Below are 13,350 nucleotides of genomic sequence, written 5' to 3'. Positions count from 1 at the left end.
CCTTCGATGTGCCCCGGCACGGACGGCTCAGCGGCGGTGGATGCGGTCGACGCCGTACCACTTCGACACACAGGAGGAGACCCAGTCCCGCTCGTAGTTCCGTGTGAAGAAGGGCTCGGCGAGACTGCCGATGTACAGGGGCTCGTAGGCCACGTCCGTGGCGCCCCGCCCGGCCTCGGCCCGGATGCGCGCGTCCTGCGCGTCCCACGCCACGGAGCGGGCGACCGTGGAGGTCGTGAGCCGCTGGAGCTCCGGGACCAAGGCGGCCATCGAGACCAGCGCGAGGCAGCCCGCCGCCCCGGCGCAGGCCAGCAACACCGGACCCGCGTTCGGGTGCCCGCGGAGCCGCCGCCCGCCCCACGCCCCCAGCAGGGCGCCGTAGACGCAGAGCCCCAGCACCATCGGCACGAGGTAGCTCGTCCAGGTCCGGGCGTACGTCCACCCGGTCGGTCCGTAACCGCTGCGCAGGCCCACGACCACCGCGAACGAGCCCAGGAGCACCACCAGCGCCGGCAGCAGGAGGAGGGCGGTCAGCGTGCCGCGCGGTACGGTCCGAAGCGGCTCCCGCTCCCCGGGCACGGGACGGCCCCGGCGGGCCCGTCCCAGGACGGTCGCCAGCCCCAGCAGCACGCCGACGGCCGCGGCTCCGAGGTAGGCCGGGCGGCCGGCGACGGAGTCCGCCATGCGCAGCCAGTCGGCGAAGGTGGCCCGGAGCTCGCCCGCCGACAGCAGGGACTCCCTGGCCGGCTGCTGCGCCCGCCGCCACCGGGCGCCCGGTGAGGTGTAGAGCACGATCAGGCCGGAGACCAGGCCCGCGCACCAGACGAGGCACCACGTGAAGGGCCGCCAGTCCCGCGCCAGTCCGAGCCGGGGCACGCAGATCAGCCCGGCCAGCGTCGCGAGGAGACCGCTGACGAGCGCGAACGGCTCGCTCAGGGTGCCGATGGCGAAGGCGGTGAGGAACGCGGCGACCAGGCCGGTCACCCGGACGGCGGGTCGGGGATCCGAGGCGGTCCGCAGGGCCAGCAGGAGCGCCCAGACGCCGATGACGCTCGGCACGGTGTGCGAGATCGTGGCGGGGGCCCACAACAGGGCCTGATAGCTGCGGGGGCCCGCGAAGTAGACCAGTGCCTGGATCACGAGGGCGCACGCGAGCAGGACCAGCAGCCGGGGCCCGCCGCCGAGGAACCGGACGAACCTGCGGCCCAGCAGCACCAGTCCCACGGTGAACGCGACGGCCATGACCGTGGGCAGGACCTTGGCCCCGACCACTCCGTCGCCGTAGACGATCCCGCTCAGGAAGGCGTTGGTGATCCTGCCGTTCTGCGTCATGTAGAAGTCGGCGGTGATGCCGAGGACCCCCATGTCGCGCGACTTCCACGCGGCGCACCAGTCGTCGGACGTGGGACGCACGTAGAGACCGAGGAAGCATCCGACGGCGACCACCGCCCCGGCCGCAGCGACGAGGACGGCAGCGGTGGCCGCGAGGACTCCGCGCAGGGGCGGACGGCGCCCGCCACCGGTGTGCCCCACCTGCCCGCTCCCGGCCTCGCCCCGCACCTCGACTGTCCTCATGTACCCGTCCTTCGCAGCGGAGACCGGCCGGGGAAGCGGCCGGCGCGCCCGCCGCCCGCGGTGACCTCGGGGCCCGCGGAGATCCATGATGTGCACGGCCCGCGGCCCCCGGCATCCTGGGTGACCCAGGACGGGTACGGGGCCACGAGGCCCCTGTGCGCTGCCGGCTCACCCGCGCGGCGGACCTTCCGTGGCGGCCCGCGCGGGGCGCTCCCAGGATGGGGAACCAGGGTCCGCACGCACGCGGGCCCGGCGGAGGGAGCTGCGATGCCAGGTGTCCGGCCCGGCCGTTGGGCGGTCGTCACGGCGGCTTTGGCGAGCGTCGCCGTACCCGTCTGCACCTCGGGCCCCACCACCGCCCGTCACCCGGGGCACGCCCTGCGGTACGACGCCGGGCAGCCCACCCCGTCCGACGCCGGGCACCCCACCCCGTACCGCGCCGGGCACCCCGTGGCCCGCGCCCCCGGCCGGCAGGACGGCGACCCGGCGCCGTTCGCCGTGACCGTCGGCTACCGGGGCCGTTCCCACGCCGAGCCCGGACACGCACGCCCGGCGGCGCTCGAGGCCCCCACCGCCGGCCTCCTGTCCAACACGACCGCCGCCGAAGGCGTTCCGCCGGCCCTCGCCGCGGACGCGCGCTACGTCCCGGGGAGCCACGTCCTGCGCTTGGCCTCCGGCCGGTGGATGTACCTTCCCGACGCCAGGACGGCCTCCGCCGTGGTCGCCGCCGGCCATCCGCCCGCCCTGCGGCAGATCGAACGCAGCCGCGCCTGGCTGGCCTCCGGCCGGATCCCCGGCACCTCGCCCGAGCAGCGCGCGGCGGCCGAGCGAGCCCTCCTGTCGATGCGTGCCCTGCTCCGGCCCAACGGCGCCCTGGCGGCGGGCTGGACCCACGGCTGGAAGTACTCCTGGCCGCGCGACTCCAGCTTCGTCTCGGCGGCCTTCGCACACACCGGCCACGACGCCGAGGCCTACCGGATCCTGCGCCACAGCGCCGCGACCCAGCGCGCGGACGGCACCTGGGAAGCGCGCACGAAGCTCGACGGATCCGGACCGCCCGACGCAAGGAGCCCGCAGCTCGACGCCAACGGCTGGGTCCCCTGGGCCACCTGGCAGTGGTACCAGGCGGCCCCCCGGGACACCCGGCGGGCCCGCCTGGCCGCGCTCTACCCGACGATCCGCAAGGCGGCCGACCACGCGGCGGGATCCCTGCGGGCGGACGGGCTGCCCCCCGCGTCCCCCGACTACTGGGAGCTGGCGACGGCCACCCCGAACATCGGCACGGCCGCCCCGCTGCTCGCCGGACTGAACGCCGCCGCCGACCTCGCCCGCGAGGCGAACCGGCCCCGGGACGCGGCCCGCTGGGCCCGCGCCGCGCGGCGGCTGTCCGCCGGGATCTCCACGCGCTTCCTCCCCATCGGGTACCAGCGCACCGTGGACGGACGCCACGGGCACGACAGCGCGGTGGCCTTCATGGCGCCCCCCTTCAACCGGGCCCCCGCCGGTCTCGCCGGGGCGCTGGACACCACGTACCGGGAACTGCTGCTGCCCAACGGCGGGCTGACCCCCGGGAACGATCCCGGGGCGCGCTGGGGCGCGTACGCCTGGACACCCAGTACGGCGTTCTTCGCGCTGGCCTGGGCGGGTACGGGCCGGCCCGAGAAGGCCCGGCAGGTCCTGGACTGGGTCCTTTCCAAGCGGAACGCGCTGGGCGAACTGCCGGAGAAGGTGGACGGGGCGGGCAGGCCCTCCTCGGTCGCCCCTCTCGCGTGGACGGGCTCCCTCACCGTCCTGGCCCTCGTGGCGCTCGACGGCCCGGGGCTCCCGACCCCGCCCCTGCGCCCGTAGCGGGCGCGGCGGATCGCCGGGTCCGTCAGTGCGGCAACCCGGAGCCCGTGGGGCTGCCCGGTGCGCCCTCGGGCGGAGGGACGGCCGGGTACCAGGGGGCGGAGGGGGGCCGGCCGCCGCGCAGCTTGGGGGCGCCCGGGGGAGGGGTCGTCACGTGCAGACCGGCGTCCAGGCCGAGGACGGCGCCGAAGGCCGTGCCGTCCTGCGGGGCCAGGGCCGCCGGGGCGCCCGTGTACAGCATCTGGGACTCGTACCAGGACGGTCCGCGGTCCCTGTCCGAGACGCCGGCCGTGCCCACACCCGCGCGGCCCGTGAGCAGGTCCCCCGCGACGCCGACGGAGCCGTAGCCGCCCTGGCCGCCCAACTCGGTGAGCGGGGAGAACGTGGGTGCCCCCTTGCCGGTGGTGACCAGGCTCGTGGCGACGGTGCCCGAGCCGGGACGACGGAAGTACAGGGCGACGCCGTCGTCCTTCGCGCGCGCCGAGAGCGGCCCGGTGGTCGCCGGCAGCTTGGTCGGTACGGGGGCCCCGAACGGGGCGTCCGGTGCCGGCTGGATCCAGGCCAGCACGCTCTGGGCCGTGGCCGCGTACACGTGGCGCCGGCCGGACGAGTCCGTAGCGGTGACGGGGTCGCCGTGCAGCCCGGCGCCGCCCAGGGAGGACCACACGCCGAAGGCGCCGTCGGGGGCCGACTGCGCGCTGGCCCGCAGGGTGCGCCGGGAATCGCGTACGTAGACGGTCATCCGGCCGGTCCGGTCCAGGGCCACGGCCGGTGCGCTGATCGCCGAGGTGCCGGACACGTCGTCCGTCTCCGGGGTGCCCAGTGACAGCCACGGGCCGAAGGCGCCGTCGGGGGTCGCCTGGACGCAGTACACGAGCTCGCGCCTGTACTCCTGGGGCTTGGTACCCAGCCTGGTCCGGGTACCGAAGACCCCGACCCTGCCGTCGGGGAGACGGACCGCCGTCGCACCCGTGTCCATCCCGGTCCCGGCGAGGAACTGGGGCCCCGCCCAAGGGGCCTCGGGTGCGCTGCGCGACCAGTAGGCCATCCGGCCGTCCAGCACGGCGAAGGCCCACAGCCGGCCGGACGTGCCCTCGGTCATCCAGGAGCCGGCGTCGCCCCGGCTGTAGCGGATGGTCCGGTTCCAGCCGGCGCCGGTGGGCCGGGTGGCCGTCTTGCGGTCGCCGCAGCCGGCGGGGCTGCCGCACCAGTTGTCGTGGTCGGTCCAGGCGTAGGTCTTGAGGTAGCCGAGCTTCTCCGCGGCGGTCTGCGGGTCGAGAGCCGGGGGCAGGGTGGTGTTGGGATAGCTCACGTAGTTCTGGACCGAGAAGTGCGGCCGGTCCGTGGACTTCGCGTAGCGCTCGGCCGCTGCCTGCACGAACCGGGCGCCGTACATGTGGTCCTGGTGGTCGGTGAAATTGCCGCCGACGCGGGTCCGGCCGGGCGTCGGGTCCTGGGTCCGTATGGTGGTCGGCCGGTACATCGCGAAGATCCTCGCGAGGGCCTCCACGACCTGGTCCTTGTTGTACGAGAATCCGGGCCTGACCGGCGTCCCCGAGCTCAGCTGGGCACCCAGGGTGGGGACCCGGCCGTCCCACAGGCCGCGCAGACTGTTCGGGTTGTCCCCCGAGATGCTGCGGGCCTCCTTCAGCTGCATCCACACCAGGTTGACCTCGGGCCGCGCCACGAGGACGTCCACCTCGGCGCTCCCGCCGCCGACGGTGGGTATGGAGCGGCGCTGCCACGCGCTGCTGCGGTCGCCGGTGGTCATCTGCGCGTAGGCGCCCCGTATGCCGTTCTGCCGGGCTTCCGCGTAGGCGGCGTGGTTGGCGGGGACGACGGGGTCCTGCAGGTGCCGGCCGTGGGCCTCGTTGTGGCCGTCGGACTCGCCGGCGGTGAGGTAGACGGTGGTGACCTTGATGCCCGTCGATATGGAGCGGCTCAGGTCGGGGTTCATGAAGAAGAGGTCGTCATCGGGATGTGCGACGACCTGGACGACCGTGCCCTCGGTCACACTCGGGCGGGGAGCCTCCCCGGGGGCGGGCGGCTCCGACGTGGTCCCGTACCCGTAGGCCCAGGTCGTCACCCCGGCGGCGCCGACGGTGAGAGCGGTGACTACGGCCGCGAGGCGGGTGCGGCTGGCCAGGGACATCTGCAACGCCTCGGGGATCGGTCGGTCGGGTGCGAAGTTGGGCTGCGGGGCGGGTCGGTACCCCGTTGGCCCCACCGCTTTCCGGAGACGACCGGAGCCGATTATGCCTCGCGCGCGTGCGCCTGACACACCGTCAGATCCCTTATCGGTCGACATCGAGTGACTTTCCCCCTATCACCCAAGTTGGGTCCTTATGTCCGTATACGTCGGGCGCGGACTCCCACTCCGGTCCCCCGTGAACCGCGTCGCCCCCGCCCAGGCCGCAGGCCCGGCGCATCCGGCTGTTCGCGGAGCCCATCCCCTGGTGGGCGCGGCAGCGGCCGCAACCCCGGCACCTGACGCGGAGTCGGTGGCCGGGCGGCAAAACGTCCTCGGTGGTCGCGCGAGGAGGGTGCCTTGCATGTGATCGGATCCACACGGCGGGCGTCTTTGCCCGAGGCCCGTGGGCGGGCAGCCCGCAACGCCGACGCCGTCTCGAATCCGTCGCGCACCGCGCACCCCCCGCCATGATCAACATACAGGTCGGAGGGGGGCTTGCGACAAGACCGGGGGCGTGTCGAAGAATCGCCTGCCGGGGCCGGAATCCACGGCCCTCCGCCCTTTGACAGTCACCGGAATGGGAGTCGCCGCATGCGTGTGGTGTTGTCGACGTACGGGTCACGCGGGGCCGTGGAGCCGATGGCGGGGCTGGCGGTGCGGCTGCGGGAGTTCGGCGCGCACGTGCGGATGTGCGCGCCGCCCGACGAGGAGTTCGCGGTACGGCTGGCCGGGCTCGGTGTGGAGTTGGTGCCGGCCGGCAATCCGGTGCGCCCGCTGGTGACCTCGGTGACGCCGGGATCAGCGCAGGGCCTGGCGCAGCGGGCGGAGGATCTGATGGCCGCGCAGTTCGACGTCGTCGCCGCGGCGGCCGAGGGAGGGGACGCGCTGGTGGCGACCGGTCCCCTGCCGGTCACGGCGGGCGCGCGGTCGGTGGCCGAGAAACTGGGCCTGCGCTACGTGCACGCGAGCCATCAGCCCGTCAGCCTGCCGTCGCCCCACCGGCGGCCGCCCGCGAGGCGGGGTCGGCCGCTGCCGCCGGACGCGACCGACAACCAGGCGCTGTGGGACCTGGACGCCCGGATGGCGAACACCATGTTCGGCGAGACGCTCAACACCCTGCGTGCGGACGCAGGCCTGGCGCCGGTCGACTCCGTCCGTGACTACGCCTTCACCGCCCACCCGTGGCTGGCCACGGACCCGTTCCTCTCCCCGTGGCAGCCGACGGGTCTCGGTGTGGTGCAGACCGGAGCGTGGTGCGCGCCGGACGAACGCCCGCTCCCCGCCGAGCTGGTGGAGTTCCTGGACGACGGCCCCCCGCCCGTCTACGTGGGCTTCGGCAGTATGCCCCTGGGCGCCCTCGAAGAGGTCGCACGGGCGGCCGTCGAAGCGATCCGTGCGCAGGGTCGCCGCGCGGTCGTCTCCCGGGGCTGGGCCGAACTGACCCTGGCCGACGGACGGGACGACTGTCTCCTCGTCGACGAGGTCAACCACCAGGCGCTCTTCCGCCGGGTGGCCGCCGTCGTGCACCACGGCAGCGCCGGCACCACGACGACCGCCACCCTGGCCGGCGTGCCCCAGGTGGTGGCGGCCCAGGGGGCCGACCAGCCCTACTGGGCCGGCCGGGTCACCGACCTGGGCATCGGCGCCGCCCACGAGGACCGGGCCCAGGCCGCCGAGTCCCTGGCGGCCGCCCTGCGCACCGCCCTGGCGCCCGGGACCCGCGCCCGGGCGGAGGCCGTGGCCGCCGAGGTGCGCACCGACGGGACGACGGTGGCCGCGCGGCTGCTGCTCGAGGGGGCCGCCCGGACGGCTTGACCTCGGCGCCGGTCGAGGTCCGCCGTCGCCGCGCGGCGAGCGTAGGCACGGCGCCGACCGGCGTCCGGGTCCCGGCCGGGCCTCGGCCGGCCCGCCCTCATCCGGTCGGCCCAGCGGGACGGCGGGCCGAATCCGCAGGCCGGGGCCGTCCGTTCCACATCCCGTGGGGCCCGCCGTCTATCCGGCCCGCCCCGCGGATGGGAACCTGAGCCTGCCGCTCAACCGAGCGTCGGCGCCCAAACCCCCTGGTGGGCGCCGCTGCCGTCGACCCGTCGCCAAGGGAGTTCACCGCATGCAGACCCGTTTAGCCGATGATGCGCGCAAGCGAGTGGTGTGGGGGATAGCCCTCGTCCTGATCGCGGTCACGGCGCTCCTCGGAGCCGGACCGGGGGCCGCCAAGGCGACCGCCGCGCCCGCCCCGCCCGTGCCCGTACTCACCTGGGGCCCCTGCGCCGACGGCCAGGGCGACGGCTTCGAGTGCGCGACCGCCGAGGTGCCGCTGGACTACCGGCGGCCCGGCGGAAGCACGATCCCACTGGCCGTCACCCGCCGGCTCGCCGCCGACCCGGCCCGCCGCACCGGCGTGCTGGTGCTGCACCCCGGCGGACCCGGCAACTCCGGTGTGAACTTCGCCCGCAACAGCTACGCCGCGCTCCCCGCCGCCCTCCGCGACGGCTTCGACGTCGTCGGGTACGACATGCGGGGCGTGGCACGCAGCGGTCAGGTGGAGTGCTGGAACGACGCGGAGTACTCGGCCGCCGTCGACGCAGCGCGCGGCGTCCCCGGGCCGGGAGCCCTGCAGACCGCCCTCCGGCAGGGCCAGGACTTCGCCGCCGCCTGCCGGGAACGCGCCGGCGGCCTCGTGCCGTTCATCGGCACCGGGTCCAACGCCAAGGACCTCGACCTGCTGCGCCAGGCCCTCGGCGAGGAGACGCTCTCCTTCTACGGCCGCTCCTTCGGCAGCTACGTCGGCACCGTGTACGCCGCCCAGTTCCCCCGGCGCGTGCGCGCCATGGTCCTGGACGGGGCCTACGATCCGCGCCGCTACGCCGACGTGCCCTACGCCTACGACGCCGCGCAGTTCCTCGCACTGGACGCGGCGGTCGGCCGGTTCCTCGACTGGTGCGCGCAGAACGCCACCGCCTGCGGGTTCGGCGCGGGCGCACCCCGGGAGGCCTTCGAACAGCTGAAACGGGACCTCGACGCCGATCCGGTCATCACCCCGAGCGGTCGGCCGGCCACCGGCTACACCCTCGCCTACCGCCTGATGTTCAACATCAACTCGGGCAAGGAGATCTGGCCCTACCTCGGTGAGGCGCTGGCCGCGGCCCAGGCGCACAAGACCTCCTTCCTGCTGTCACCCCCCTCGCCCGGGTCCTTCGACTTCCTCAACGTCAACCTGGCCGTCGAGTGCGCCGACCGCGTCTACCCGACCAGCCGGCTCCTCCTGGGCGCCCTGGTCGGCGCACAGTCCGCCGCGGCGCCGCTGCTCGGACCGCCCATCGGCCTGGGGCCGCCCACCTACGACCACAACCACGCGCCCGCCTGCGCGCAGTGGCAGGCGGAGCGCCCGAGCCGCTACGAGGGCTCCTACCGGGCGGCCGGGTCCGCCCCGATCCTGGTCCTCGGCACGACCGGGGACCCCGACACCCCGTACCAGGACGCCGTGGCGCTGGCCGGGACGCTGGACGCCGGCCGGCTGGTGACCTTCGACGCCGAGGGACACACCGCCTACAACCGCAGCCGTTGTGTCAGCGCGCTCGTCAACGACTACCTGGCCACTCTGGCCCTGCCCGCACGGGGCACCGTCTGCGCGGACGAGACGGCCCCGGAGGTGCTCGGCCGGCGCACCGCCGGGCCCGTGGAAGCCGACGAGACGAACGACGTGATCCCCACCCTGCGCTGACGGGGGATCCGCCTCAGCCGTCCGTCGTGGGGGTGCCGGGGCGGGCCAGGCGGGCGAGGTAGCGGGCCAGGCCGGTCGCGTCCTCGCCCGCCCAGCCCACGTACCCGTCGGGCCGGATCAGGAAGAGCCCCTTGCCGTAGGGCTCGTAGGGTCCGATCCGGTGGACGTGCAGGAACTCCGCGTTCACAGAGGGAAGTTCGCCGTCCGTGCCGACGGCGAGCAGGGTGAACTGGGGTCCCCGGAACAGGTCGAAGAGCCGGCGGCCGTCCGGCAGCGGGCCGTCGGGGGCCCGGTCCCCGGCTTGCAGGGCGCCCGCGGCCCCTTCGGAGAGGGGGCCTTCCCGGTAGCCCAGGCCGAGCTGGCGCGTGCTGCCGCCGCGTTCCTCCTGGCCGCGGTGGATCCGCGTGGACAGGCCCAGTACGTGCGCGGCCACGGGCCGGCGCTCCTCCTCGTAGGTGTCCAGGAGCGCGGGGTCCGCGCCGTGGCGCAGTACCTGTCCGAGCTTCCAGCCGAGGTTGTAGGCGTCCTGCACGCTGGTGTTGAGGCCCTGGCCGCCGGCGGGGGAGTGCACGTGGGCCGCGTCGCCCGCGAGCAGCACCCGGCCGGCGCGGAACCGGTCGGCCACGGCGGCGCGCGGCCTGAAGTCGGAGGCCCACCGGACCTCGACGACGTCCTCCGCGCTCAGGTGGGTCAGGGCGGCGACCGCGGAGGGGACTCCGGAGCCGGTGGAGTCGGTGGAGTGGGCGGGTCGCGCGACGAACTGGTGCTCGTCGGTGCCGGGCAGCGGGCACAGCGCGGCGAACCCGCCGTCCGGACCCGGGAACAGGTGCCAGTGGTCGCGGTCCAGGGCCCCGGAGCGCAGCCGGACGTCGGCCACGACCATCGGGGCGGGATCCACGGTCTCGCCGGTCATGCCGATGTCCAGGGCCTTGCGGACCGTGGAGCGGCCGCCGTCGGCGGCGACCAGGTAGGCGGCGCGCACCGTGCTGCCGTCCGACAGGTACGCGCTCACCCCGTCGGCGTCCTGGTCGAAGCCGGTCAGTGCGGCGCCGAAGCGGACCCGGCCGCCGAGCCCGGCGAGGCGCTCGAACAGGATCTCCTGGGTGCGCCACTGGGGCAGGAGCCGGGCCCGCGGATGCGGCTCGGTGTCCGTGGGCCCGCCGACGCCGGCGTCTCCGAGCATGTCGTGCTCGCCGACGGGCCGTCCGTCCTGCCAGATCTGCCCGATCGGTGCGTGGGCACTCGCCTCGCGCACCGCGTCCCCCACGCCGAGGTCGTCGAGGACCTCCAGGGTCCTGGGCTGGATCCCCTTGCCCCGCGAGCCGGGGAAGAGGGCGTCGGCCCGCTCGACGACGAGTGCGCGGACGCCGCGGCGGGTGAGGTCCAGGGCCAGGGCCAGTCCCGTGGGGCCTGCGCCGACGACGAGCACGTCGGGAGCCCCGATTTCCTTAACGTTGTTAAGTTCGGTCATGGGTCCGAGAATGGGCTTAACGCTGTTAAGTTGTCAAGGTGGTGAGAGAAGAACGAGAAGCGAAGCCCGAACGGGCCCGGCTCGACCGGGCGACGGTGGCCGCGACCGCCCTGCGGCTGCTCGGTGACGTGGGCCTGGAGGGGCTGACGCTGCGGGCCATCGCCAAGGAGCTGGACGTCAAGGCACCCGCCCTGTACTGGCACTTCAAGGACAAGCGGGCCCTGCTCGACGAGATGGCCACCGAGATGTTCCGCCGCATGACGGCGGACCTGGACGCGGCCCGTCCGCCCCGCGACTGGGTGCAGGCGCTGGAAGCCGCGATGCGGGGTCTGCGGGGACACCTGCTGCGCTACCGCGACGGAGCCAAGGTCTACAGCGGTACGCACTTCACCGACATGAGCTACGCCGCTCCGATGGAAGCCCACCTGCGGACGCTCGTCGCGGGAGGCTTCACGGCTGCCGGGGCGGCCCGCGCCTGGTTCACCGCGTACAGCTACACCATCGGGTACGTGATCGAGGAGCAGTCGATGGGCCCGCTGCCCGGCTCGGACGGTGAGGGCTACGACCTGGAGGCCCGCGCCGAACGGCTCGCCGGGTTCCCGCTGACGGCCGAGGCGGGCCCCGAGATGTTCCGCGATCAGGACGCCGGCTTCGAAGCGGGCCTCGCGGCGGTGCTCGCGGGCATCGCCACGACCTTGCTCCCACCGCCCGCGCGACCGACCCCGCTGGGCCCGTAGGCCCGCAGGCCCGTAGAACCTGTAGGGCGTGTACGCCAGGCCGGCGTCGTCAGGGCGCCGGGGCGGCGACCGCCGCGCCCCGCACCTCGCGCCGGGGCGCCAGGGCCGGGGCGGTGACCGTCACGGCGGCCACGGCGGCGCCCACGAGCATGATGCCGGCCGCCCACCAGAGCGCGACCCCGAAGCCGTGCACCAAGCCCTGGGCCTCCATCAACCGCTGCGCCGGGGACGCGGGGACGCGTCGGGCCGACTCCGCCGGACCCGCGAGGTGCGCGGCGGCGTAGGCCGTCGCGGCCGTGCTCGCGATGGTGTTGAGGAGCGCCGTTCCGATCGCCCCGCCCACCTGCTGGGCGGTGTTGAGCGTGGCCGAGGTGACCCCCGAGTCGCTCCGTGCCACGCCCTGGGTGGCCGTCGACATCACGGGCATGAAGACCAGGCCCATGCCGAACCCCAGGACCAGCATGGCGGGGAGCACCTGGGACGCGTACGAGGAGTCCGCCGTCAGCCGCGTGAGCAGGACCAGGGCCACGGTGGCCAGGAGCAGCCCGGGGACGATCAGCGAGCGGGGGGCGAGCCGGTCGAGGAAGCGTGCGGAGACCTGGGTCGCACCGGTGATGATCGCCAGGGTCATGGGGAGGAAGGCCAGCCCCGTCCTGAGGGGGGAGTAGCCGAGCGCGAGCTGGAAGTAGTAGCTCATGAACAGGAGCACGGGGAGCAGGGTGATGGTGGCCAGCGTCATGGTGACGAGGCAGCCTGCCCGGGTCCGGTCCCTGATGATGTGCGGAGGGAGCATGGGGTCGCGCGCCCGCGCCTGCCACCAGGCGAACGCGGCGAGCAGGGCGGACCCGGCGACGAGGAAGCCGGCGACCAGGCCGTCGGACCAGCCGCGCGGTTCGGCCTCGCTCAGCCCGTAGACGATGGCGAGGAGTCCGCCGCACCCCAGGACCGCTCCCGGGACGTCGAGCTTCGCTCCCGTACGACCCGAGTCGCGCAGGACGGCGAAGGTGCCGAGGACCGCGATCGCGGCGATGGCCACGTTGACGTAGAGGCACCAGCGCCAGTTCAGGTACTCGGTGAGCACGCCTCCGGCGATCAGGCCGACGGCGCCCCCTCCGCTCGCGATCGCCGCGAACACGCCGAAGGCCTTGGCGCGTTCCTTGGGGGTGTCGAAGGTGGTGGCCAGCAGCGACAGGGCGCACGGCGCGAGGAGCGCGGCGAAGACGCCTTGCAGTGCCCGGGCCGCGAAGAGCATCCCCGGTCCGCTCGCCGCACCGCCCAGGGCGGAGGCGAGGGCGAAGCCGCTCAGGCCGATGACGAAGGCCCGCCTGCGGCCGATGAGGTCCGCGATGCGTCCGCCCAGCAGGAGCAGCCCGCCGAACGCCAGCGAGTAGGCGGTGATGACCCACTGCCGGTTGCCGTCCGACATCCCCAGATCGCGTTGGGCGGAGGGGAGCGCGATGTTCACGATCGTGGCGTCGAGGACGACCATCAGCTGGGCCAGCCCGATGACGGCGAGCGCCCACCAGCGCCGGGGATCGGGAGGGCCCGCCGGTGTGCCGCCGGGCGGCCGGGGCGCGGCTTCGGGCATCGGGGCGGATGAGGTGCTGCTGGCGGACGTCATGCAGTCAGCCAAACACGGATCGTGACGATCAGCCCGCCTGGAGATCCGGAGGTGGGACCCTGCGGCCCCAGACGGAACGGCCGGCCGGGTGAGCGGGCCGGTGGGGTCGGTCGGAGCGCCCCGGGCGGACGGGGCGACCGGAGCGGCCGACGTGACCGGGCCGGCCCGTCCGCACGCCCGTCCCGG

At 74.8% G+C, this 13,350-nt stretch carries 8 protein-coding genes; 4 read left to right on the top strand and 4 right to left on the bottom strand.

All coding sequences use genetic code 11. The annotated features are described in order from the left end of the window. Positions 1 to 27 precede the first annotated feature (27 nt). Positions 28 to 1,575 carry a DUF6056 family protein gene (locus ABZY57_RS07825; protein ID WP_356509219.1) on the bottom strand — a complete coding sequence of 516 codons (1,548 nt, stop codon included), beginning with the start codon at positions 1,573 to 1,575 and terminating at the stop codon, positions 28 to 30. Positions 1,576 to 1,842: 267 nt separating this feature from the next. On the opposite strand from ABZY57_RS07825, the gene ABZY57_RS07820 reads away from it, so the two are divergent. Then, on the top strand, positions 1,843 to 3,423 hold the full coding sequence (locus ABZY57_RS07820) for a hypothetical protein (RefSeq protein WP_356509217.1): 1,581 nt from the start codon (positions 1,843 to 1,845) through the stop codon (positions 3,421 to 3,423). A gap of 25 nt (positions 3,424 to 3,448) precedes the next feature. On the opposite strand, the gene ABZY57_RS07815 is transcribed toward ABZY57_RS07820, so the two are convergent. Further along, complete coding sequence (locus tag ABZY57_RS07815) at positions 3,449 to 5,575, bottom strand: PIG-L family deacetylase (protein WP_356509215.1); 2,127 nt, start codon at positions 5,573 to 5,575, stop codon at positions 3,449 to 3,451. Between the two features lie 630 nt (positions 5,576 to 6,205). On the opposite strand from ABZY57_RS07815, the gene ABZY57_RS07810 reads away from it, so the two are divergent. Both ABZY57_RS07810 and ABZY57_RS07805 read left to right on the top strand, forming a co-directional pair. After that, complete coding sequence (locus tag ABZY57_RS07810; protein ID WP_356509213.1) at positions 6,206 to 7,429, top strand: glycosyltransferase; 1,224 nt, start codon at positions 6,206 to 6,208, stop codon at positions 7,427 to 7,429. A gap of 292 nt (positions 7,430 to 7,721) precedes the next feature. After that, entirely contained in the window at positions 7,722 to 9,335 is a 1,614-nt protein-coding gene (locus tag ABZY57_RS07805) for an alpha/beta hydrolase (protein ID WP_356509211.1), read from the top strand. 13 nt (positions 9,336 to 9,348) lie between these two features. Here ABZY57_RS07805 and ABZY57_RS07800 read toward each other — a convergent pair whose 3' ends face one another. After that, positions 9,349 to 10,806 carry an FAD-dependent monooxygenase gene (locus tag ABZY57_RS07800; protein ID WP_356509209.1) on the bottom strand — a complete coding sequence of 486 codons (1,458 nt, stop codon included), beginning with the start codon at positions 10,804 to 10,806 and terminating at the stop codon, positions 9,349 to 9,351. Between the two features lie 41 nt (positions 10,807 to 10,847). On the opposite strand from ABZY57_RS07800, the gene ABZY57_RS07795 reads away from it, so the two are divergent. Next, positions 10,848 to 11,543, top strand: a complete 696-nt coding sequence (locus tag ABZY57_RS07795; protein ID WP_356509207.1) for a TetR/AcrR family transcriptional regulator C-terminal domain-containing protein — start codon at positions 10,848 to 10,850, stop codon at positions 11,541 to 11,543. Between the two features lie 49 nt (positions 11,544 to 11,592). Here ABZY57_RS07795 and ABZY57_RS07790 read toward each other — a convergent pair whose 3' ends face one another. Further along, a complete protein-coding gene (locus ABZY57_RS07790) occupies positions 11,593 to 13,131 on the bottom strand; it encodes an MFS transporter (protein ID WP_356509267.1) in 1,539 nt (512 codons plus the stop codon). Positions 13,132 to 13,350: the final 219 nt, after the last annotated feature.

This window comes from Streptomyces sp. NPDC006450, assembly GCF_040612195.1.
Lineage (GTDB): Bacteria > Actinomycetota > Actinomycetes > Streptomycetales > Streptomycetaceae > Streptomyces.
The sequence above is the reverse complement of the archived record's forward strand: the minus strand, read 5'-3'. Positions and strand labels throughout refer to the sequence as shown.

What these genes read in the sequence shown, in the direction of transcription:
- ABZY57_RS07825 (WP_356509219.1), bottom strand. Translation starts at nt 1,575, where the DNA reads ATGAGGACAGTCGAGGTGCGGGGCGAGGCCGGGAGCGGGCAGGTGGGG.
- ABZY57_RS07820 (WP_356509217.1), top strand. Translation starts at nt 1,843, where the DNA reads ATGCCAGGTGTCCGGCCCGGCCGTTGGGCGGTCGTCACGGCGGCTTTG.
- ABZY57_RS07815 (WP_356509215.1), bottom strand. Translation starts at nt 5,575, where the DNA reads ATGTCCCTGGCCAGCCGCACCCGCCTCGCGGCCGTAGTCACCGCTCTC.
- ABZY57_RS07810 (WP_356509213.1), top strand. Translation starts at nt 6,206, where the DNA reads ATGCGTGTGGTGTTGTCGACGTACGGGTCACGCGGGGCCGTGGAGCCG.
- ABZY57_RS07805 (WP_356509211.1), top strand. Translation starts at nt 7,722, where the DNA reads ATGCAGACCCGTTTAGCCGATGATGCGCGCAAGCGAGTGGTGTGGGGG.
- ABZY57_RS07800 (WP_356509209.1), bottom strand. Translation starts at nt 10,806, where the DNA reads ATGACCGAACTTAACAACGTTAAGGAAATCGGGGCTCCCGACGTGCTC.
- ABZY57_RS07790 (WP_356509267.1), bottom strand. Translation starts at nt 13,131, where the DNA reads ATGCCCGAAGCCGCGCCCCGGCCGCCCGGCGGCACACCGGCGGGCCCT.